The 20,200-nt window shown below is 70.5% G+C and carries 19 protein-coding genes; 13 read left to right on the top strand and 6 right to left on the bottom strand.

All coding sequences use genetic code 11. From position 1 onward, the window contains the following. Window positions 1-135: 135 nt before the first annotated feature. The 9 genes from ACLF5H_RS19320 (at window position 136) to ACLF5H_RS19280 (ending at window position 10,046) form a co-directional block, all read left to right on the top strand. Window positions 136-1,371: a cytochrome P450 gene (locus tag ACLF5H_RS19320; protein WP_421677254.1), complete on the top strand. Its 1,236-nt coding sequence runs from the start codon at window positions 136-138 to the stop codon at window positions 1,369-1,371. 108 nt (window positions 1,372-1,479) lie between these two features. Then, window positions 1,480-2,805, top strand: a complete 1,326-nt coding sequence (locus tag ACLF5H_RS19315; protein WP_421677253.1) for a cytochrome P450 — start codon at window positions 1,480-1,482, stop codon at window positions 2,803-2,805. Further along, window positions 2,802-3,869, top strand: coding sequence for a polyprenyl synthetase family protein (locus ACLF5H_RS19310; RefSeq protein WP_421677252.1), 1,068 nt, complete (start codon window positions 2,802-2,804; stop codon window positions 3,867-3,869). Before ACLF5H_RS19315 ends, ACLF5H_RS19310 begins: the two co-directional genes overlap by 4 nt. An 8-nt stretch (window positions 3,870-3,877) precedes the next feature. Next, entirely contained in the window at window positions 3,878-4,969 is a 1,092-nt protein-coding gene (locus ACLF5H_RS19305; protein ID WP_421677251.1) for a terpene synthase family protein, read from the top strand. Then, entirely contained in the window at window positions 4,966-6,330 is a 1,365-nt protein-coding gene (locus ACLF5H_RS19300) for a cytochrome P450 (RefSeq protein WP_421677250.1), read from the top strand. Before ACLF5H_RS19305 ends, ACLF5H_RS19300 begins: the two co-directional genes overlap by 4 nt. After that, a complete protein-coding gene (locus ACLF5H_RS19295; RefSeq protein WP_421677249.1) occupies window positions 6,327-6,560 on the top strand; it encodes a ferredoxin in 234 nt (77 codons plus the stop codon). The genes ACLF5H_RS19300 and ACLF5H_RS19295 overlap by 4 nt, the downstream gene beginning before the upstream one ends. Window positions 6,561-6,772: 212 nt before the next feature. Next, window positions 6,773-7,384: a response regulator transcription factor gene (locus ACLF5H_RS19290; RefSeq protein ID WP_421677248.1), complete on the top strand. Its 612-nt coding sequence runs from the start codon at window positions 6,773-6,775 to the stop codon at window positions 7,382-7,384. 218 nt (window positions 7,385-7,602) lie between these two features. Next, window positions 7,603-8,844 (top strand): phthiocerol/phthiodiolone dimycocerosyl transferase family protein, encoded by a 1,242-nt coding sequence (locus tag ACLF5H_RS19285; protein ID WP_421677247.1) that lies wholly within the window; start codon window positions 7,603-7,605, stop codon window positions 8,842-8,844. After that, the gene (locus tag ACLF5H_RS19280) at window positions 8,841-10,046 is read left to right on the top strand and encodes a cytochrome P450 (protein WP_421677246.1); all 1,206 of its coding nucleotides are present in this window, start codon (window positions 8,841-8,843) and stop codon (window positions 10,044-10,046) included. The genes ACLF5H_RS19285 and ACLF5H_RS19280 overlap by 4 nt, the downstream gene beginning before the upstream one ends. A gap of 61 nt (window positions 10,047-10,107) precedes the next feature. Here ACLF5H_RS19280 and ACLF5H_RS19275 read toward each other — a convergent pair whose 3' ends face one another. Further along, window positions 10,108-10,863 carry an SDR family NAD(P)-dependent oxidoreductase gene (locus ACLF5H_RS19275; RefSeq protein ID WP_421677245.1) on the bottom strand — a complete coding sequence of 252 codons (756 nt, stop codon included), beginning with the start codon at window positions 10,861-10,863 and terminating at the stop codon, window positions 10,108-10,110. A gap of 98 nt (window positions 10,864-10,961) precedes the next feature. Here ACLF5H_RS19275 and ACLF5H_RS19270 point away from each other — a divergent pair, with 98 nt between their 5' ends. Then, window positions 10,962-11,999 carry a 3-oxoacyl-ACP synthase III family protein gene (locus tag ACLF5H_RS19270; protein WP_421677244.1) on the top strand — a complete coding sequence of 346 codons (1,038 nt, stop codon included), beginning with the start codon at window positions 10,962-10,964 and terminating at the stop codon, window positions 11,997-11,999. Beyond that, complete coding sequence (locus ACLF5H_RS19265; RefSeq protein WP_421677243.1) at window positions 11,996-12,775, top strand: SDR family oxidoreductase; 780 nt, start codon at window positions 11,996-11,998, stop codon at window positions 12,773-12,775. The genes ACLF5H_RS19270 and ACLF5H_RS19265 overlap by 4 nt, the downstream gene beginning before the upstream one ends. A 61-nt stretch (window positions 12,776-12,836) precedes the next feature. Here the strand turns inward: ACLF5H_RS19265 and nadA are convergent, their stop codons facing one another. Then, entirely contained in the window at window positions 12,837-14,021 is a 1,185-nt protein-coding gene (nadA, locus tag ACLF5H_RS19260) for a quinolinate synthase NadA (RefSeq protein WP_421677242.1), read from the bottom strand. A 275-nt stretch (window positions 14,022-14,296) separates the two neighbouring features. On the opposite strand from nadA, the gene erpA reads away from it, so the two are divergent. After that, complete coding sequence (gene erpA, locus ACLF5H_RS19255) at window positions 14,297-14,653, top strand: iron-sulfur cluster insertion protein ErpA (protein WP_421677241.1); 357 nt, start codon at window positions 14,297-14,299, stop codon at window positions 14,651-14,653. 98 nt (window positions 14,654-14,751) lie between these two features. Here erpA and ACLF5H_RS19250 read toward each other — a convergent pair whose 3' ends face one another. The 3 genes from ACLF5H_RS19250 to ACLF5H_RS19240 form a co-directional block, all read right to left on the bottom strand. Beyond that, on the bottom strand, window positions 14,752-15,771 hold the full coding sequence (locus tag ACLF5H_RS19250; protein WP_421677240.1) for a DUF4331 family protein: 1,020 nt from the start codon (window positions 15,769-15,771) through the stop codon (window positions 14,752-14,754). Window positions 15,772-15,943: 172 nt separating this feature from the next. After that, window positions 15,944-17,335, bottom strand: coding sequence for a hypothetical protein (locus ACLF5H_RS19245; protein ID WP_421677239.1), 1,392 nt, complete (start codon window positions 17,333-17,335; stop codon window positions 15,944-15,946). A gap of 110 nt (window positions 17,336-17,445) precedes the next feature. Beyond that, a complete protein-coding gene (locus ACLF5H_RS19240; RefSeq protein ID WP_421677238.1) occupies window positions 17,446-17,682 on the bottom strand; it encodes a hypothetical protein in 237 nt (78 codons plus the stop codon). A gap of 130 nt (window positions 17,683-17,812) precedes the next feature. On the opposite strand from ACLF5H_RS19240, the gene ACLF5H_RS19235 reads away from it, so the two are divergent. Further along, window positions 17,813-18,787 (top strand): carbohydrate kinase family protein, encoded by a 975-nt coding sequence (locus ACLF5H_RS19235; RefSeq protein ID WP_421677237.1) that lies wholly within the window; start codon window positions 17,813-17,815, stop codon window positions 18,785-18,787. 9 nt (window positions 18,788-18,796) lie between these two features. Here the strand turns inward: ACLF5H_RS19235 and ACLF5H_RS19230 are convergent, their stop codons facing one another. After that, window positions 18,797-20,179, bottom strand: coding sequence for a cysteine desulfurase/sulfurtransferase TusA family protein (locus tag ACLF5H_RS19230; RefSeq protein WP_421677236.1), 1,383 nt, complete (start codon window positions 20,177-20,179; stop codon window positions 18,797-18,799). Window positions 20,180-20,200: the final 21 nt, after the last annotated feature.

The following is a 20,200-nucleotide window of genomic DNA, read 5'->3' as shown; positions in this document are numbered from 1 at the left end:
GGCATACGGATCCTGGCCTCTCGGCGGAAGACACCCGCATTGCCGGTCGGTGATCCTTTAATCCGATCGTGCGGGCGAGATCCTGCCGCCTCCGGCGGTCGGCGACCGCCCGAAAACAGGAGGAAAGCGCTCCAGATGTCGCCCGACCCTTCCGCCGCGGAACTCTTCGACCCCATTTCTCCGGAATACACCGCGTGCCCTTACGCGGCATTCGCGCGTGCCCGAAAGGAACAGCCGGTCGCCCACCAGACCACGCTGGACGAATGGATCGTCACCGGACGCGCGGAAATCGAGGCCGTCCAGCGGGATCACGAGCATTTCACGAGCCGCTACAACCTTGACGGCTCCTACCCCTTCTGCCCGGAGGCGAAGGCGATCCTGGACGACTCCCTGTTCTTCCGGGTCGCCCTCTACAACGTGGACCCGCCCGCCCACACCCGGTTCCGGAATCTCATCAGCGAGTACTTCACCCCGCGCGCTCTGCGGCGCCGTGAGGCATCGATCCGAGCGATAGCCAAAAGACTCGCCACCGAGATCACGGCGAAGGACGGCTGCGACCTCCTCCAGGAATTCGCCTATCCGCTCCCGATGACGGTGATCTGCGACATCATCGGCATCCCGGAGGAGGACCGGGCCACGGTCAAGCAGTGGAACAACGAGTGGCTCGCCCTCCAGGTCGCCCCGCTGCCGCCGGAGCAGCAGGTGCACTGCGCCACCGACGTGGTGACGTACGAGAAGTACGTGCTCGGCCTGCTGGAGCGGCGCCGCCAGGAGCCCGCCGACGACCTGCTCACCGAACTGGTGCGGGCCGCCGACGCGGACGACCCGGTGTGCACGGTCGAGGACGCCGTCGTCGCCCTGCGCGTGATGATCGCCGCGGGCCACGAGACCACCACCAACCTGATCTCCAACGCGATGTACCAGCTGCTGCGCGACCGCGCGTTGTGGGAGCGGATCGTCAAGGACCCGGAGCTGGTCCCCGCCGCCGTGGAAGAGGCGCTGCGATATGACTCCTCGGTGCAGGGCGCGCCCCGCGTCGCCACCGAGGCGCTGCGGGTCGGCGACACCGAGATCCCCGAAGGGGCCCGGCTGCGCGTGATGTTCGCCGCCGCCGGACGCGACCCCGAGTGGGTCGAGGACCCCGAGACCTTCCGCCTCGACCGGCAGGGCCCGCCGCGCCACCTCGGCTTCGGCCACGGCATCCACTTCTGCGTGGGCGCCTCGCTCGCCCGCCTGGAGTCGCAGATCGCCCTGCGGACGCTGGTGGAGGCGCTGCCCGGACTGCGTCTCGCGGACGGCTTTGAACCCCGGTACCTGCCGGGCGGCTTCGTCTTCCGGGGCCTCGCCGAGCTGCCCGTCACCTGGTCGTGACCCGCGCCCGGCCGTCTGACATCCCCTCGCTGTAACCCCTTTTCCGTCCCACCCAAGGAGGCGAGAAGAACCATGGCCCTCGCGACCGCCGCACCGTCAGTTCCTCCGATGCCGGGGCGCATTCCGCTCGCGGGCCACGCCGTACAGATGTTCCGCAACCCGCTCAGGTTCTTCCAGAGCGTCAGCGAGCAGGGCGGCCTGGTACGTATCTGGCTCGGCACCAAGCAGGCATACGTGGTCAGCGACCACGACATGCTCTACGACATTCTCGTGCGCAAGTCCAAGTCCTTCGAAAAGGGGATGCAGTTCGACCAGGCGCGCCCGCTGCTCGGCAACGGAATCCTCTTGTCCGAGGGCGACTTCCATCGCCGGCAGCGCCTGCTCATGCAGCCGGCCTTCCACCACGAGAAGATCGCCACCTATGTCGACGTGATGCGTGAGTCGGCGACCGAGGTGTTCGACACCTGGCGGGACGGCCAACGCGTCGGCATGTACGACATGTTCTACGAACTCGCCGTACGCATCGTCATCAAGGCGCTGTTCTCCACCGAGATGGTGGAACAGGACGTGGCCGAGGTCCATAAGTCCATGCCGATCGTGATATCCGGTGTGGAGAAGCGCGCGGCCATTCCCCCGGGCCTGCTCGACCGCATTCCCAGCAAGTCCAGCAAGGAGTTCCACAGCGCGATCGGCCGGCTCTACTCGATGGGGCGGCGCATCATCGCCGACCACCGGGCCAAGGACAAGGGCCTCGGCGAGCGGCCGGACGACCTGATGAACCTCCTCTTCACCGCGCGTGACGAGGGCAACAAGTCCATGACGGACAAGCAGATCCAGGACGAGTTCATGACGCTCCTGACGGCGGGGTCCGAGACCACGCCGAGCGCCATGAGCTGGGCCTGCATGCTGCTCGGCCGCCACCCCGAGGTGCAGCGCCGGATGCAGGAGGAGGTCGACGAGGTCGTCGGCGACCGCCCGGTCGAGGCCGGCGACCTGCGCGCCCTGGACTACACCCGGCGCGTCATCCAGGAGGCGCTGCGGCTGTACCCGCCGGTGTGGGCGCTGGGCCGCAAGTGCGTGCAGGACACCGAACTCGGCGGTCACCTCATCCCGGCCGGCACCGAGGTCCTGTACTCCATCTACGCCGTCCACCACGATCCGAAGGTGTACGACAACCCGGAGGCGTTCGACCCCGACCGCTGGCTGCCCGAGCGGGCCAAGGCGGTGCCGCGCAGCGCGTTCATGCCGTTCGGCGCGGGGGTCCGCAACTGCATCGGCGAGTCCTTCTCCTGGTTCGAGACCCAGACCGTCCTCGCGACCCTGCTGCAGCGCTGGTCCGTGCAGCCCATCACCGGCGAGCCGGTGAAGCCGATCGCCATGGGCGCCCTCGTTCCCGGGGAACTGTCCATGAAGGTCGTCAGGCGCGACAAATGACCCTCACCGACGCGCTGACGGAGAGCGCGGCCGTCACGGCGCGGGTCGACCGGAGTCTCGACCACTTCCTCCAGCGGCGGATCGAAGGCGAGCCCGACCGGGCGGCCCGCCATCTGCTGGTGGTCCTGCGCGACTTCGTCCTGAACGGCGGCAAACGGATCCGCCCCCTGTTCTGCTACTGGGGGTGGCGGGGCGCCGGCGGTGCCGCGGACGACCCCGACCTCATCACGGTGGCCGCCGCGCTGGAGCTGTTCCACGCCGCGGCCCTGATCCACGACGACATCATCGACCACAGCGATCTGCGGCGCGGCAGGCCCACGGTCCATCTGTCGCTCGGCAAGTGGCACGCCGAACAGGACTGGCAGAGCGAGAGCGGGGCGTTCGGGCAGCACGCCGCGCTGCTCGCCGGGGACGCCTGCCTGGTCTGGTCGGAGGAGATGTACCACGACAGCCCCCTGGTGGCCCGGGACGAGCGCGCCCGGCGGCTGTTCGCCCGACTGCGCATCTCGGCGCTGTACGGCGAGTTCCTCGACCTCGTCGGGGAGGCACGGGGCGGCGAGCTCTCCGACGCGCTGAAGATCATCCGGCACAAGACGGCGAGCTACACCATCCGGTACCCCCTGCAGATCGGCGGGGCGCTGGCCGGCGCGGACGAGGCGCTGCTCGGGGCGTACGACACCTTCGGGCTGCTGCTGGGCGAGGCGTTCCAGCTGCGCGACGACGTGATCGGCCTGTTCGGCGCGCCCGAACTGACCGGCAAGGAGCCGCTGGACGACGCCCGCAAGGGCAAGCCGACCGCGCTCATCACGGTCGCCCGGAACATGGCGGCCCCCGCGCAGCGCGCCCGGCTCGACCTGCTCTACGGATCCGAGTGGCTCGGCGTCGACGACCTCGCCGAACTGCGGGACGTGGTCCGCGCGACCGGGGCGCCCGCCGTCATCGAGCGAATGATCGGCGAGCGGCACGCCGGAGCGGTCCAGGCCCTGCGCGGCGCCGGCCTCCGGCCCGTCGCGCTGGTCGAGCTGGAGTCGCTGGCGGCCGCCTGTGTCTATCGAGAAAGGTGAGTGACCGGATGTCGACCATACCGAAGCCGTTCTCGGACGGCACGGAGATCTATCTGCCAGAGTTCCCCTACCTCCTCCCCGCGTGCAGCCACCCGCAGACGCCGGACATCCGGCGGGAGTCGGACGCCTGGGTCCGCGACACCATGGGGTTCGCCCTGGACAGCGGCCGGGAGCTGGACCTCCTCCTGGAGGAGACCGCCTCCCTGTGGACCTGTCTGGTGCTGCCCACGGCCCGCGAGGACCGGCTGCGCCACCTGTGCAAGTACACCGAGTACCTCTCGGTGTTCGACAACGCGATGGTGGACCGGGACAAGCTCGGCAAGGACCCCGCCGCGGCCCAGGAACTCTTCGTCCTGCTGGCGGGCATCCTCGACGCGCAGGCCGACGGCACCGAGATGTGGGGCACGGTGCTCCAGGGGCTGTGGAAGGAGATGCGCGCGGGCATGCCGCCGGCCGTGTGGGACCGGTTCCTCGCGGAGGTGCGGCGCTTCCTCGCCGGATGCGTCCACGAGATCACCTCCCGCACCGAGGACCGGGTGTTCGACTACGACACCTACATCAAGGTCCGCAAGGACAGCGTCGGCATGGGCATGTACTTCGTGCTCGGCGAGTACGGGCTCGGCATCGACCTGACCGAGGACCTCGAACGGCACGCGGAACTGCGCGAGATCATCGACATCGCGCTGGTGCACATCATGCTGACGAACGACATGTTCTCCTTCCGGGCCGAGGCGATGATGGACGACTACGTCAACGCCCTCTCGGTGCTGCGGCTGAGCGAGGGGCTCGGCCTCCAGGAGGGCGTGGACCGCCTGTTCGCCCTCATCGACGGCAAGCGGGCCGAGTTCATGAAGGCCAGGGCGGCCATCGAGGCGAGCGAACTGGGCCGCCGCGACGACATCCGCGCCTACCTGGACGCGCTGTGGCACATGATGGCCGGCAACCTCCAGTGGTCGTACCTGACGTCCCGTTACAACGGGCCGGGGCACCGGTGGAACGGGGTCCGCTCCGGGATGCTCACCCTGCGTCTGAACCGCACCGTCTACAGCGACCGCGCCTACTGCCGGCTGGCCGCGCCGACCTCGGAGGCGCACACGTGAGCGTCACGTACACGACCGCCCCCGGCCGGGTGCCCGGACTCGGCCACGCGGTGGCGCTGATGCGCAGCCCGCTGGGCTTTCTGACCTCGTTGCGCGCCCACGGAGACCTGGTCCGGGTGGACCTGGGCACGATGCCCTCGCTGTTCGTGACCTCGCCGCCGCTGATCCACACCCTGCTCACGGACCGCAAGGACCTGCTGGACAAGGGCCGTTTCTACGACAAGGTCCGGCCGCTCACCGGCAACGGCGTGATCCACGCCTACGGTGCCGAGCACCGCCGCCAGCAGGCCATGATCAAGCCCTCGTTCCACCGCGACGAGATCACCCGGTACATCGAGGTGATGCGCGAGGTCACCGAGGAGAAGACCGCGCACTGGCGGGCCGGCGACGAGATCCCGGTGGACAAGGCCATGCGGGACATCACCTTCAACATCCTGGCCCGCACCATGTTCGGCTCGGTCGTGGACCGGGCCGCGCACGAGGAGCTGGCGGCGATCCTGCCCACCGTGCTCGAGGCCATCATGTGGCGCACGGTGTCGCCGGGCGATCTGCTGGAGAAGCTGCCGCTGCCCATGAACCGCCGCTTCGACGCGGCCTTCGCCCAGCTCCGCGACGCGATCAGCCGCGTCATGCTGGCCTACCGGCGGGGCACCGCCGAACCCGGCACGGCGGGAATGCTGTCCATGCTGCTGGAGGCCCGCGACCCGGAGACCGGCCGCGCGATGTCCGACGAGGAGCTGTGCAACCAGATCGTCTCGGTCACCATGGCCGGCTCGGAGACCGCCGCCACCGCCATGGCCTGGCTCTTCTACGAGCTGGCCCGGCACCCGGAGATGGAGGAGCGGGTGCGCACGGAGGTCCTGGAGGTCGTCGGCGAGCGGGACTTCGAGATGGCCGACGTCGGCGACCTGCCGTACAACCGGCGGGTTCTGCAGGAGCTGATGCGGGTCCGGCAGCCGATCCTCGTCATCTCCCGGCGCGCCGTACGGGACTTCCCGCTGGGCGGCGGCCATGTGAAGGCCGGCACCGAACTGTTCTACAGCCCGTACGCGGTGCACCGCGACCCCGACCTCTTCCCCGACCCGCTGCGCTTCGACCCGAACCGCTGGCTGGACCGGCCGGCCGCGACTCTCCCCAAGGGCGCGTACACCCCGTTCGGGGCGGGTCCCCGGCACTGCATCGGCGAACAGTTCGCCTGGGCGATGATGCATGTGGTGCTGGGCACGATCATCCGCCGCTGGCAGCTGACACTCGCCGACGGAGCCAAGGTCAAGGAGATGCCGTGGGCCACGGTCAACCCCAATCACATGCCGATGACGGTGTCGCCTGTCCGGCGCCGGGAGCCGGTGGCCTGTCCATGACCCTGCGCGTCACCGTCGACCAGGAACGCTGCTGCGGCTCGGGCATGTGCGCGCTGAGCGCGCCGGACATTTTCGACCAGCGGGAATCGGACGGCCGCGTGATCCTGCGCGGGCGTTCGGTGCCGCCCGGCCGAGAAGAATCAGTCAAGATTGCCTCAGATAATTGCCCATGCGAGGCGATTTCCGTGACGGAGGTGGTAGCGGGCAGGAGAGCGGGGGATAACGCATGAAAGTACGCATAGCCGCGACGGGGTCCGGCTGCGGGGGTTAATCCCTTGCCCGACGTACCGACGTTCGATTACCCTGCCTGAGGTTGACGGTACGAGGTAGGGGGAACCAATTGCCGGTCAGTCTCGCAGGTCATAGCAGGCATCATTCCATACGGAACCCGGTCGATGTCATGGTGTGCGACGGCCATCCGCACGCGCGATTCGGTTTGAAAATGCTTCTCGCCCGGGATCCGGGTATCTCCGTGGTCGCGGAAGCGGCGGACGAACGGCAGGCGGTGAAGCGGGTCGCCGAATACCGGCCCGATGTCATCCTGCTGGAGGCCGGGCTGACCGAACTGATCCAGGAACTGGACCGGAGCGTCCCCAGCCCCCCTGCCACCGTCGTCTACGGCATCGACGCGATGAGCCCCGAGCGACTGGCGGACCTGGTCAGGGGCAATGTCCGCGGAGTCGTCCACCGGGACGCGGCCAACGACGACGTCGTCCACGCCGTCCACGCCGTCGTGGACGACGGCGGCTTCGCCTCTCCCGAGCTCACCGCCTGCCTGTTGCAGGCGGTCCGGGCCGGCTGTACGCCCCTGGGGGTGGACCACCGCTTCCGGGAGCTGCTCACCGAGCGCGAGAACGGCGTCCTCGCCCTGCTCTGCCAGGGGCTGTCCAACAAGGCCATCGCGGCTGCCCTGTGCGTCACCGAGAAGACCGTGAAGTTCCACGTCTCCAACGTGCTCGGCAAGTCCGGCGTCAGCACGAGAGCCCAGCTCATCGCCGCCATGGGCTCCTTCACCACGCCCCACGGCCACTCCATCGGGGCCCGCGGCGCCTGACCTGCTCCCGGGGCGTTCGCGGCACTGGTCGATGGTCCAGGTACCGGATCGGCGAGCCCGGCCCGGAGGCGGGCTCGCGGACCTGGTTCTTGGGCTGAAGACACCTCGGGTGACGTCCGGAAATACTGAGGTCGAGCGTTCCGTAATTCCTGCCGAAGTAATTCGGGGCGCCGTCGAACAGTATTTCACCGGACGGATCCGATGGGAATGAGTGCTTGATGTCACGGCTGCGGTACCTGGATCCCAGCGAGGCTTATCACGCGTTTGTCGACTGGTCCGGTTCTTATTCGGTGGCCGCCGTCGGCGCAGTGGAGCCGAGCCGACTCGTCCAGGCGTTCAAAGCGCTGTGTCATGCGGTTCCACTGCTGACCGGAAATCTCGGCCGGGACGCGAGCGGCTATTTCTTCCGGATTCCGCCCGGCCGGCTGCCCGAGGTCACCCTGCGGGAGACCGACGGCACCCCCGAGGGCGAGGAGGCCGTCTACCTGGCCGAGATGGCACGGCCCCTGGACTCCGTCCAGGAGCTGTGCCGGCTGGTCCTCGTGCGTTCCGAGCACAGCGCGCGCATCATCCTCGTCCTGCATCACAGCATGATCGACGGGCGCGGCGGCGTCACCCTGCTGGAGAAGCTCTGCCGCAACTACACCGCGCTCACCGAGGGCCGTACGCCGCCCTACGCCACCCCCGCGGCTCCCGCCCAGCTGTCCGCCGAGACCCTGCTGGCGACCCGTCACACGGCCGGTGTCGTGGAGAGCACCGTGGACCGGGACGCGCTGTGCGCGGCCCTGGCCGCCGCCCCCTCCCCGGAGCCACTGCGGGTGGTGCCCCAGCGGCTGCGGCTCGGCGCCGAGGACACGGCCCTGCTGCGGGACGCGCTGCGCGCCGACTCCTTCTCGGTGCACGGCTTCGTGGCGGGCGCCGCGACCGTCGCCGTACGCGAGGGGCGCCCCGGCGCGGCCGCCCTCGACCTGGTCTGCGGCTGCCCGGTGGACCTGCGCAACCGGACCGAACCCGCGGTGACCGTCGAGGAGTCGACCAACTTCGTCAGCGGCGTCGAGACGGCCGTCTCCGTACCCCGCGGCGCCGATCCGACCGAGGTCGGCCGGGTCATCAAGGAGCGCCTCGACAAGGCGGTCGAGGACGGCGAGGCCGAGCGCGCGATCCTCCAGGCCGGCCAGTTCGCCGCCGCCGAACCCGTCTCCGTCGACCTCGTCGTCACCAATCTCGGCCCCATACCCGAGTTCACCGCACCGCGGGGCCTGCGCATCACGGACTTCCGCGGCTACACCACGACCACCATGCACGGCCTGCTGCTGTTCGTCGTCACCTCGTACGGCGGCCGGCTCAGCATCGAGATCACCTCGCCCGAGGGCCTGCTCCCCCCAGCGGAGCGCACGGCCCTCGCGGAGCGCACCGCGGAGCTGCTCCGCGCCCGCACCACCGACCAGGAGCGCGTATGACCCAGCAGGAAGCCACGCCACCCCGTATCCCCACGGCACGGGACCACCCGCTGGATCCCCCGCCGGAGTTGTCCGAGATGCGCGGGCGCTGCCCCGTGGCCCCGCTGACCTATGCCGACGGCCACGAGGGCTGGATCGTCACCGGCCACCAGCTGGCCCGGCGGGTGCTGTCCGACTCCCGGTTCAGCTCGGACCCGCGTCTGCGGCACTCCGCCGTGCACGACGTCCTGGGCGACGGCCAGCCGCCCGAGGAGGACGTGCCCGGCATGTTCGTCGGCATGGACCCGCCGGAGCACACCAAGTACCGGCGGCTGCTCACCGGCGAGCTGAGCACCCGCCGGATGCGGGAGATGGAACCGAAGATCGCCGCGGTCGCGAACGAGCTGATCGACCGGATGCAGGCGGACGGCGCGGACACCGCGGACCTCGTCACCGCGTTCGCCATGCCGCTGCCGTCCCGGGTCATCTGCGATCTCCTGGGAATTCGGTACGCCGACTGGCAGGACATCCAGCCCGTCTCCGAGAAGATGCTGCGTATCGACTCCTCCGCCGAAGAGGTGAAGGACTGCTACCGCATCATCTTCGAATTCCTGGCGAATGTCGTGACGCTCAAGCAGAAAGAGCCGGGCGATGATCTGCTGAGCGGACTCGTGCAGTCGGCGGAGCTTTCCGATGTGGAACTCACAAGTGTGGCGTTCCAGCTTTTCACGGCCGGTCATGAGACCACCGCGAACATGTTCTCGCTGGGCACCTACACACTGCTCACCCACCCGGAACAGCTCTCCGCGCTGCGCGCCGACGCCGGGCTGATGAGCGGCGCCGTCGAGGAGCTCCTGCGCTATCTGACCGTCATCCAGTTCGGCATCTCGCGCGGCGCGGCCGAGGACGTGGAGCTGGGCGGGCAGACCGTGCGGGCCGGGCAGACCGTCACCGTGTCGCTGCCCGCCGCCAACCGGGACCCCGAGCGCTTCACGGACCCGGACCGCTTCGACATCGCGCGCGTGCCCTCGGGCAACGTGGCCTTCGGCTTCGGCGTGCACCAGTGCGTGGCTCAGCAACTGGCCCGCGCCGAGCTGCGGATCGGCTTCCAGGTGCTGCTCGACCGGCTGCCCGAGCTGCGTCTGACGGTCCCGGCGGACCGCGTGCCGATGCGGGACGGCGCCATCGTCTACGGCTGCCAGGAACTGCCGGTCGCCTGGTAGCGGCACGGCGCGCGGGGCCGGCCGGTGCCTGCCCCGCGCCGGGCGAAACGGCCGGGCCGGCTCAGCGGGCCGGCAGCCGCAGACCGGCGTCGAGCCGGATCGTCTCGCCGTTGAGCATGGGGTTGCGGAGGATGTGGAGCACCAGCTCCGCGAACTCCTCCGCCTGCCCCCACCTGCGCGGATGAGGCACCAGCCCGGCCAGCTCGGCCTTCTTGCGGGCGGACAGCACATCGGCCGCCGGGGTGTCGAACAGCCCCGGGGCCACGGTGACCACCCGGATCAGCAACGGCCCGAGATCCCGGGCCAGCGGCAGGGTCATACCGGCCACCCCGGCCTTGGAGGCGGCGTAGGCGGCCTGCCCGATCTGGCCGTCGAACGCGGCGATGGAGGCGGTGTTGACGATGACTCCGCGCTCTCCGGAGACCGGCTCATTGGCCGCCATCGCATCGGCGGCCAGCCGGACGACGTTGAAGGTGCCGATCAGATTGGCCTCGACCACCTCGGCGAACTCCTTCAAGGAGTGCGGACCGGAGCGGCTCACCACGCGCGCCGCGTGCGCGCGGCCCGCGCAGTTCACCACCGCCCGCAGCGCCCCCTGCTCGACGGCGGCCCCGACGGCCCGCTCCACATCGCCCTCGACAGCGACGTCCCCGGGCACGAACACCGCCTCGCCACCCAGCCGCGAGACCGCCTCCGCACCCCGCTCCCGCGAGCGGCCGAGCAGCACCAGCCGCATGCCGTCGGCCAGCAGCCGCTGTGCGGTCGCGAGACCCAAACCCGAGGTTCCGCCGGTGACGAGAGTAACGGCATGAGACATGAGGGCCTTTCCTGGAAACGGAGCAGAAACGCGACAGGATTATTTAATCGTGAGTGACCGAGCAAGACAAGGTAAGTATTTCGGAAAGGGGTGTGCGGATGGTGTGGAATGCTGATCCGGTATCCGTGGGGATTCGGTCGGTAGGGCGTTTTGTGCCCGACCTCGAGATATCGAACGAAGACATCGTCGCCCGTTTCGACACCAGTGACGAATGGATTCGCACCAAGCTGGGAATCACCACGCGCCGGGTGGCCCGGCCCGGCCAGCTGACCTCCGACCTCGCGGTCGGGGCGCTCCAGGACGCCTGCGTCCGCGCGGGCGTCGCGCCCGAGACCATAGATCTCGTCATCTGCTGCACCGGCACCCCGGACCACATGCTGCCGGCCATGGCCGCGGCGGTGCTGCGCAAGGCGGGCCTCTTCGACATCAGGGGCTTCGACGTCAACGCGGGCGGCTGCGCGGGCGGCGTCTTCGCCCTCGACGTCGGCGTGAAGTACATCCGCTCCGGGGAGTACAACCGGGTCGCGGTCGTCATCGCCGACACGGTCGCCCAGTGCCTGGACCCCGAAGACCGCACCGGGCACGCCATCTTCGGCGACGGCGCGGGCTGCTACCTGCTGGAGGCGTGCCGGGACGGGCAGGGTGTCGGGCCCACGCTGATGCGCACCAAACCGGAGCTGTACTACACGGCCTTCACGGAGCGTCAGGACCCGCCCGAGGGCCTGCCCAACCGCTTCAGCGGGCCCAACTTCATGCGCATGGACGGCGGGGGAGTGCGCGACTTCGCGCTGAACGTCATCCCGGACTTCGTCGAACAGGTCGTCAAGGCGGCGGGGACCACGCTGGACGACATCGACCTGATCGTCTCCCACCAGGCCAATCCGACGCTGCTGCGCCGACTGGTCCGCGAACTCGGCCAACCGGAGAGCAAGGGCGTCGTGGTGGCGGACCGGCTCGGCAACACCAGCGGGTCCAGCGTGATCCTGGCCCTGTGGGAAGCCGTCGAGTCGGGCCGGCTGCACCCCGGCGCCGAGGTCCTGCTGGTCTCGTTCGGCTCGGGAATGAGCTACGGCGGCACGGTGCTGCGCTGGTGCGGGCCGGAGGACTTCGCCGCCGGGCGGAGGGATGCCGCGTGAGCGGACGTACGGGACCGGACGAGGTCACCCTCGTCACGGGCGCCTCACGAGGCATCGGGCGAGCCGTGGCGGTCACGCTCGCCCGGCGCGGGGGCCATGTGGTGATCAACTACAAGCAGGACGAGGAGGCCGCGCACAGCGCCCTGGAGGAGGTGGAGAAGGCGGGGGGAAGCGGCAGCCTGTGCCGGGCCGACGTGGAGGATCCCGAGCGGATCACGGAGCTGTTCGCCTTCGTCGAGGAGCGGTACGGCAGGCTGGACCACCTCGTCGCCAACGCGGCGGCGGGCCCCGCGAAGACCGTCGAGCAGGTGGAGTTGCGCCACCTCGCGCGCAGCCACGCCATGAACTCCCAGTCCTTCGTGGTCGCCGCCCAGCACGCCGTCCGGCTCATGGACCGCGGGGGACGGATCGTGGCCGTCTCGTCGCTGGCCGCCGGGCGCGCCATCCCCGGATACGCGGCCATCGGCGCGCAGAAGGCCGCCCTGGAGGCATGGGCCCGCTACTTCGCCGCCGAGCTGGCGCCCCAGGGCGTCAACGTCAACGTGGTGACCGGCGGGATGATCACGACGGACTCCCTGGGCCATTACCTGAGGGCCACCGGCCTGAGCGCCGACGACATCGTGCCGCACATCCCCAAGGGCCGCCCGGGCACCCCCCAGGAGATCGCGGACGCCGTCGACTTCCTGCTGTCGCCCGCCGCCGGGTACATCACCGGCCAGAACCTGGTGGTCGACGGAGGCCTGAGCATTTCGGCACCCTTCTGCGGGCACCCCTGACGACGACGCCCCGGGCCGGCCGGGAGACCGGCCCGGGGCGTCGTCGTGGACTTCCGGGGCCCTACGGCAACGCCAGCATCCGCTCCAGCGCCAGCTTCGCGAAGGTCTCCGTCTCCTCGTCGACCTGGATCTGGTTGACCAGGTTGCCCTCGGCGAGGGATTCCAGGGTCCAGACCAGGTGGGGGAGGTCGATGCGGTTCATGGTGGAGCAGAAGCAGACCGTGCGGTCGAGGAAGACGATCTCCTTGCCCTCCGGGGCGAAACGGTTCGCCAGGCGGCGGACCAGGTTCAGCTCCGTGCCGATGGCCCACTTGGAGCTGGCCGGGGCCGCTTCGAGGGCCTTGATGATGTACTCGGTCGAGCCGACCTGGTCCGCCGCGGCCACGACCTCGTGCTTGCACTCCGGGTGGACCAGGACGTTCACCCCGGGGATCCGGGCGCGCACATCGTTCACCGAGTCCAGGCTGAAGCGGCCGTGGACCGAGCAGTGGCCGCGCCACAGGATCATCTTCGCGGCGCGCAGCTCGTCCGCCGTCAGGCCGCCGTTCGGCTTGTGCGGGTTGTAGACGACGCAGTCCTCCAGGGACATCCCCATGTCCCGCACGGCGGTGTTGCGGCCGAGGTGCTGGTCGGGCAGGAAGAGCACCTTCTCGCCCTGCTCGAACGCCCAGTCCAGCGCGCGCTTGGCGTTGGAGGACGTGCAGATGGTGCCGCCGTGCCTGCCGGTGAACGCCTTGATGTCGGCCGAGGAGTTCATGTACGACACCGGGACGACCTGCTCGGATATCCCGGCCTCGGTCAGCACGTCCCAGCACTCCGCGACCTGCTCCGCCGTCGCCATGTCGGCCATGGAGCAGCCGGCCGCGAGGTCCGGCAGCACGACCTTCTGGTCGGCGGAGGTGAGGATGTCCGCCGACTCGGCCATGAAGTGCACACCGCAGAAGACGATGTACTCGGCCTCCGGACGCGCCGCCGCGTCCCGGGCCAGCTTGAAGGAGTCGCCCGTGACATCGGCGAACTGGATCACCTCGTCACGCTGGTAGTGGTGACCGAGCACGAACACCTTGTCGCCGAGCTTCTCCTTGGCGGCGCGGGCGCGCTCGACCAGGGCGGGGTCGGACGGCGAGGGCAGATCGCCGGGGCACTCGACACCCCGCTCGCTCTTCGGGTCGGCCTCGCGGCCGAGCAGCAACAGGGCGAGCGGAGTCGGCTGGACGTCGAGCTCCGGGGTCTGGGCGGTGGTCACGGCACGCACCCTTTCTATTTCTCGTCTATCTGACGCTATCTATCATAAACGCTTCACGTCAGTTTGACGATGCCCCTCGTGTCCATGTGACATGAATCCCGGCCCGGCCGCCCCGGATCCCCCCGCGGGCCGCTGTGCGCCCTCGCGCGCGTATGCGAGCATGAAGGGGCAGAAGGCAAAATCGCGACCACGTGACGCCCGGCCGGAATGAATCCGCGGAAGCGCCGGTTGCACTCGTCGGCAAGCAGTCTCCGTACAACCCGGGAGAGATGTAGATGTCCGTATCGGACGAGACCAAAACCGTCAGCGACGGCATCATCCTGACCGACGCCGCCGCGGCCAAGGTCAAGGCCCTGCTCGACCAGGAAGGCCGTGACGACCTCGCGCTGCGCGTCGCCGTTCAGCCCGGCGGCTGCTCGGGTCTGCGGTACCAGCTGTTCTTCGACGAGCGCGCCCTCGACGGCGACGTGGAGAAGGACTTCGACGGGGTCAAGGTCGTCACCGACCGCATGAGCGCCCCGTACCTGGGCGGCGCCACCGTCGACTTCGTGGACACGATCGAGAAGCAGGGCTTCACGATCGACAACCCGAACGCGACCGGCTCCTGCGCCTGCGGTGACTCCTTCAGCTAAGCCCTCGCCCTCGCGCGCGAAAGACGGCTGAAGACAGAGGCGGCGGCCCCGAACGGGGCTCGCCGCCTCTGTCGTACGGCCCCGGGGGCCGGGTTCCGTCAGGAAGCCGTCGCCGGGTGCGGGTCGCCGAGGTACGGGAACCGGTCCAGGGTGTCGGTGTGCGGGGACAGGCCGGTGGGCGGCGCCTCGTTCTTGGTGAGGAACGCGACGCGGATGTCGATGACGTCCTCCGTGAACGTCCGGCCGTTCGGGTACACGGCGGGCCTGGACGGGTCGAAGTGCAGCACGTCCGGTAGAATGCCGTGCTCGTCGAGCGCGGCGATCGCCTCCTCGCGCGAGTAACCGCCGGTGTGGCCCAGCAGATGGACGAACTGGTCCGTCCATCTGGCCCGGTCGCCCGCCGGCTCGCTCGCGTTGTACTCCTCCTTCGTGTCGTCGGTGTTGAAGAAGCTGCTGATCGACGGGTGGCCGGCCCGGTCCGCGTGGACGAGTTCGCCGTCCCGCAGGACGCTGCACCGGCCCCAGATGTGCAGCTCGGAGTGGGGCGCCAGCTCGGCCGTCGGCAGTTCGACGGCCATGGAGAAGACGTTGGCCGCGGTGTTGGAGTCGACGCCGGTCCACGGGGACTTCCCGCCCAGGTGCGGCGCGGTGAAATTCCGTTTGCCGCTGGTGTCGAACAGGTTCTTGATTCCGTCGAAGTCGAAGAAGAAGGCGTCGCTGCGGCTGCCGGCGGCCACCTGGTACTCGCCGAAGGTGACCACATTGGCCTGGGGGCCGAAGGAGACGGCGGCGTCCGAGACGATCTTCGTGCCGACCGCCTCCGGCCTCCGGGCCTCCGCGCCGGTCGCCATGAAGACGCTGTAGGTCTGCGAGCCGTCGGCCGCCGGCGGGCCGAAGACCCAGCTGAAGGCGACGTCGGTCAGCAGGTCGCCGTCATTGTCGATGTTCAGGCGGTACACGGCGTCGGGATGCAGGGCGTCCGCGTTGGGGTTGGCGTTGAGGATGAGCACGGTCCTGCTCGGATCGCCGGGTGCCGTGAAGGCGTAGAGGTCGCACAGATCGAGGCGTTGGTCGCCGAGTGGTGGTCCAAGACTGAGGCCGGTGAAGTGGTTGGACATGCCAGGCCCTTCGTTGCTCGCCTGCCGGGAAACCGCTGAAATGCCACGTTAACCGGCATATCGATCCGGCCGTCGAGGGCGAAGGTACGGTCATCGGACAACCGCTCGAACGGATCACCGGCGGCCGGGAGGCGATGGCCGCCCGGCCCGGGGGCGGGCCTTGGCGAGGGGGCTACGGCCGCAGCGCGCCCGGCTTCGCCTGGGGGATCCGCGCGCCGTCCGCGCCGACCACCGTCCTGCCGTCCACCGGCGCCTTCAGCCGGGCGGTCCGGGTGAACTCCTTGGCGATCATCGGGCAGATCTTGCCCTCCTGCCGGTGCTCGGTGACCGTGACCGTCACCCGGGTGGCGCTCTCCCGGGCCGCCACCGTGTAGTCGGCGCACAGGCCGCCGTAGAAGCTCACGGTGAGGTTCCGGTCGTCGGTGGTGTAGCCGGTGACCTTGACCGAGCCGCCGGGCTTGGTCGGTGACGCCGAGGGGGACGAGGAGGCCAGATAGCGGGGATCGATCGCGGGGTACGACACCGTCCCCGAGCCCCGCGTTTCGAACAGCCAGGAGGGCACCAGGGCCTGCCGGCCGCCGACCGGGTGCGCGGCCAGTGCGAACACCGCCCTGTCCACGGTGACCGTCCCGGCGGGCTCCGGGGACGCCTGCCCGCACGGCCCCTCCAGGCGCGTCGCGAACCGCCCCGGGCTCGCACAGCCCCCGGGCCCCATCCGGTGGTCGCCCTTCGGCGCCGCGTTCATCAGCGCGAGGGTCTTCGCCGCGTCCAGGACGGGATACGTCGCCCCCTTCACCGGCGTCGACAGCAGGCCGTGCCCGCCGACCACCTCGCCCTGCCCGCCGATCGTCAGCCCGGTCGCCCAGCCGGTGGTGGGCAGCCCGCCCACCACCGGGTCGGCCGTCACCACCCGCTGCTTGCCCATGACCTGGCCGGCGTCCGTCCTCGCGCCCTCCAGACCGGCCGCCCGCAGCACGGGCGCCGCCGCCCTCTCGGCCGCCGCCGCGCTCACCGGCGCCCCGGTCGGGCCCACCGGCCCGGTCGCGCACAGGGGACCCTTCTTGCAGTCGTCCGTGCCCGGCGCGTACCGGCTGAAGGTCCAGCTGCCCGGCGCGTCCCGGTCCACCTGGAGGGTCGGCCCCGAACCGTCCTTGCCGCCGATCCGCCAGCCGTGCCCCTCGGCCACCGGCGTCCCGCTCACCCCGAGCGCCTTCGCCAGCCGGAGCACCTGGTCCGCACGGACCTCGGCCCCCGCTCCGTACACCGCCGCCGAGCCTGGCCCCTCGGGCAGCGCCCCCTGGGCCACGTAGTGGGCGCCGTAGGGATCCGGTCCGGCGTCCAGAGCGAGCGGCGGGGGAGTGGTGGAGTCCGCCGCGGCGGGGGCCGGACGACCGCCCGGGCCGTCGCTCGCCGCGACATAGGCGCCACCGCCGCCGACCAGCAGGACGGCGGCCAGGGCGGAGAGGACGACGGCACGCGAGCGCCGCCGCCGGGGGCGCTCCGCCTCCCGCACGTCCGACACCTCGGGGACGTCCCCCGTGTTCTCAGGCCGCTCCGTGTTCACCGCATCGCTCCTCGCCGGTCGTGTCCCGCGTGCCCCGCCTGGGGGGACGACCATGGGACGAGGGAGGGGAGCGGGAGGTTCCCGGGCCTACGCCGTACGGGTGAGCGGGATCAGTCGCCGTAGTCGGACATGCCCTCCAGCAGCCGGACGGAGCGCTTCGAGACGGAGACCCGGTGGATGCGGGACGGCGACACCGGGCGGGACGCGGTGCGCGCGGGCGCCGGCCAGCGCCGGGCCATCCGGGCGCAGTCGCCGCGCAGGGTGTCGAGACCGCCCTCCAGATCGCCGGGGGCGGGGGAGACGGGTATGCCGGACGCGGCGGACGAGGAGCCCTTGAGGTTCGTCATGAGGGCACCGTAGGCACGGGTGAGCCTGCGAAGAAAGATCTACTATCGGGTAGTTTCGTCAGCTACAGCGCCGACCCCTGACCGGGTAGCGTGAACTGTCAATCCCGCCTCCCGCAGGAGAATCCCCGTCGTGCGCATCGCAGTCACCGGCTCCATCGCCACCGACCACCTCATGACCTTTCCCGGCCGGTTCGCCGACCAGCTCGTCGCGGACCAGCTGCACACGGTTTCGCTCTCCTTCCTCGTCGACAACCTCGACGTGCGCCGCGGCGGTGTCGCCGCGAACATCGCGTTCGGCATGGGCCAGCTGGGCACCCGGCCGATCCTGGCCGGCGCCGCCGGCTTCGACTTCGACGAGTACCGGGCCTGGCTCGACCGGCACGGCGTCGACACCGAGTCGGTCCGCATCTCCGACACCCTGCACACCGCGCGCTTCGTGTGCACCACCGACGCCGACCACAACCAGATCGGCTCCTTCTACACGGGCGCGATGAGCGAGGCCCGGCTGATCGAGCTCAAGACGGTCGCCGACCGGGTGGGCGGCCTCGACCTGGTGCTGATCGGCGCCGACGACCCGGAGGCGATGCTCCGCCACACGGAGGAGTGCCGGTCCCGGTCGATCCCGTTCGCCGCGGACTTCTCGCAGCAGATCGCCCGCATGGAGGGCGAGGAGATCCGGATCCTGCTGGAGGGCGCGACGTACCTCTTCTCGAACGAGTACGAGAAGGGCCTCATCCAGACCAAGACCGGACTCACCGACGAGGAGATCCTCGCCAAGGTCGGCCACCGGGTCACCACGCTCGGCTCCCGGGGCGTGCGCATCGAGCGGGCCGGCGCGGACCCGATCGAGGTCGGCTGCGCGGAGGAGGAGCGCAAGGCCGACCCCACCGGTGTCGGCGACGCCTTCCGCGCGGGCTTCCTGTCCGGCCTCGCCTGGGGCGTCTCGCTGGAGCGGGCGGCGCAGGTGGGCTGCATGCTCGCGACGCTGGTCATCGAGACCGTGGGCACGCAGGAGTACCAGCTGCGCCGCGGCCACTTCATGGAGCGCTTCGTGAAGGCGTACGGCGACGAGGCGGGCGAAGAGGTCCGCACGCACCTGCGCTGACGACTCCGGTCAGCCGAGCCGGCGGACCAGGTACGCCGTTCCGCCGTCCGCCGGTTCCTCGCCCACGTACTCCTGTCCCCGCATCTCGCACCACGCCGGGATGTCCAGGCGGGCCGCCTCGTCGTCCGACAGGACGCGGACGGTGCCGCCCACGGGGACGCCGGGGAACGCCTTGGCCAGTTCGATGACCGGGACGGGGCAGCGCTTGCCGAGGGCGTCCACGACCAGGGCGGACGGCTCGGCGGCCGGGGCGGCGGCGGCCGCGGGGGCGCCCAGCTTGTCCCGTACCCCGGCCACGACCCCCGGCAGCACGGTCAGGAAGCGCTCCACGTCCTCCTCCGCCGTGCCCGGCGGCAGCGACACCCGGACATTGCCCTCACTGAGCACGCCCATGGCCTTCAGCACATGGCTCGGGGTCAGGGTGCCGCTGGTGCAGGAGGAACCGGAGGAGACGGCGAAGCCCTCGCGGTCCAGCTCGTGCAGCAAGGTCTCCCCGTCGACATAGAGACACGAGAAGGTGACGATCCCCGGCAGCCGGCGCTCCGGGTCGCCCACCACCTCCACATCGGGCACCAGCCGCGGCACCCGCGCCCGGATCCGCTCCGTCAGCTCCCGCAGCCGTACCGACTCCCGGGCCGCCTCGGCCCGTACCGCGCGCAGCGACGCGACCGCCGCCACGACGGCCGGGATGTTCTCGAACCCCGGCGCGCGCCCCGACTCCCGTTCGTCCGCCGGTCCTTGGGCGGCGAACCGGGTCCCCTTGCGCACGACGAGCAGCCCCACCCCCGAAGGGCCGCCCCACTTGTGCGCGCTGGCCGCGAGCAGCGACCAGCCGCCCTCGACCGGCCCCCAGCCCAGCGACTGCGCCGCGTCCACCAGCAGCGGCACCCCGGCCGTCCGGCAGACCTCGGCCACCTCGGCCACCGGCTGGGCGGTGCCCACCTCGTGGTTGGCCGACTGGAGCACGGCGAGGGCGGTGTCGGAGCGGAGCGCGGCGGCGTAGCCCGAGGGGGCCACGGCACCCGTCCGGTGCACCGGCACCCGGGTCACCGAGCCGCCCTCCGCCTCGAACGCTTCCGCCGAATGGAGGACAGAGGAATGTTCGACCGCTGACACGATCAGGTGGCGTCCCGCCCGCCGCCTTCCGGCCAACGCCCCCGCGACACCCGTATGTACGGCCCGCGTCCCCGACGGGGTGAAGACCAGCTCGTCCGCCCGGCACCCGACCGCCTCGGCCGCCGCCTCGCGCGCCGCGTCCAGCAGCATCCGCGCCTTGCGCCCCTCCCGGTACAGCCGCGCGGGATCGGCCCACCCGTCGTCGAGGGCGGCCAACAGAGCCTGACGGGCGACGGGATGGAGGGGGGCGGCGGACGCCGCGTCGAAGTAAGGCACAGGTCAACGGTAAGACCAGGG

The organism is Streptomyces sp. LaBMicrA B280 (genome assembly GCF_049222185.1).
GTDB classification, from domain to species: domain Bacteria; phylum Actinomycetota; class Actinomycetes; order Streptomycetales; family Streptomycetaceae; genus Streptomyces; species Streptomyces murinus.
This window is presented reverse-complemented; position numbering and strand designations above follow the sequence as displayed.

Excerpts from the sequence above, each read along its gene's own strand:
- ACLF5H_RS19295 (WP_421677249.1), top strand. The coding sequence starts at position 6,327 with ATGACCCTGCGCGTCACCGTCGACCAGGAACGCTGCTGCGGCTCGGGC.
- ACLF5H_RS19250 (WP_421677240.1), bottom strand. The coding sequence starts at position 15,771 with ATGTCCAACCACTTCACCGGCCTCAGTCTTGGACCACCACTCGGCGAC.
- ACLF5H_RS19310 (WP_421677252.1), top strand. The coding sequence starts at position 2,802 with ATGACCCTCACCGACGCGCTGACGGAGAGCGCGGCCGTCACGGCGCGG.
- ACLF5H_RS19275 (WP_421677245.1), bottom strand. The coding sequence starts at position 10,863 with ATGTCTCATGCCGTTACTCTCGTCACCGGCGGAACCTCGGGTTTGGGT.
- ACLF5H_RS19285 (WP_421677247.1), top strand. The coding sequence starts at position 7,603 with ATGTCACGGCTGCGGTACCTGGATCCCAGCGAGGCTTATCACGCGTTT.
- ACLF5H_RS19270 (WP_421677244.1), top strand. The coding sequence starts at position 10,962 with ATGGTGTGGAATGCTGATCCGGTATCCGTGGGGATTCGGTCGGTAGGG.
- ACLF5H_RS19290 (WP_421677248.1), top strand. The coding sequence starts at position 6,773 with ATGCTTCTCGCCCGGGATCCGGGTATCTCCGTGGTCGCGGAAGCGGCG.
- ACLF5H_RS19320 (WP_421677254.1), top strand. The coding sequence starts at position 136 with ATGTCGCCCGACCCTTCCGCCGCGGAACTCTTCGACCCCATTTCTCCG.
- ACLF5H_RS19315 (WP_421677253.1), top strand. The coding sequence starts at position 1,480 with ATGCCGGGGCGCATTCCGCTCGCGGGCCACGCCGTACAGATGTTCCGC.
- ACLF5H_RS19305 (WP_421677251.1), top strand. The coding sequence starts at position 3,878 with ATGTCGACCATACCGAAGCCGTTCTCGGACGGCACGGAGATCTATCTG.
- ACLF5H_RS19240 (WP_421677238.1), bottom strand. The coding sequence starts at position 17,682 with ATGACGAACCTCAAGGGCTCCTCGTCCGCCGCGTCCGGCATACCCGTC.
- erpA (WP_421677241.1), top strand. The coding sequence starts at position 14,297 with ATGTCCGTATCGGACGAGACCAAAACCGTCAGCGACGGCATCATCCTG.
- ACLF5H_RS19280 (WP_421677246.1), top strand. The coding sequence starts at position 8,841 with ATGACCCAGCAGGAAGCCACGCCACCCCGTATCCCCACGGCACGGGAC.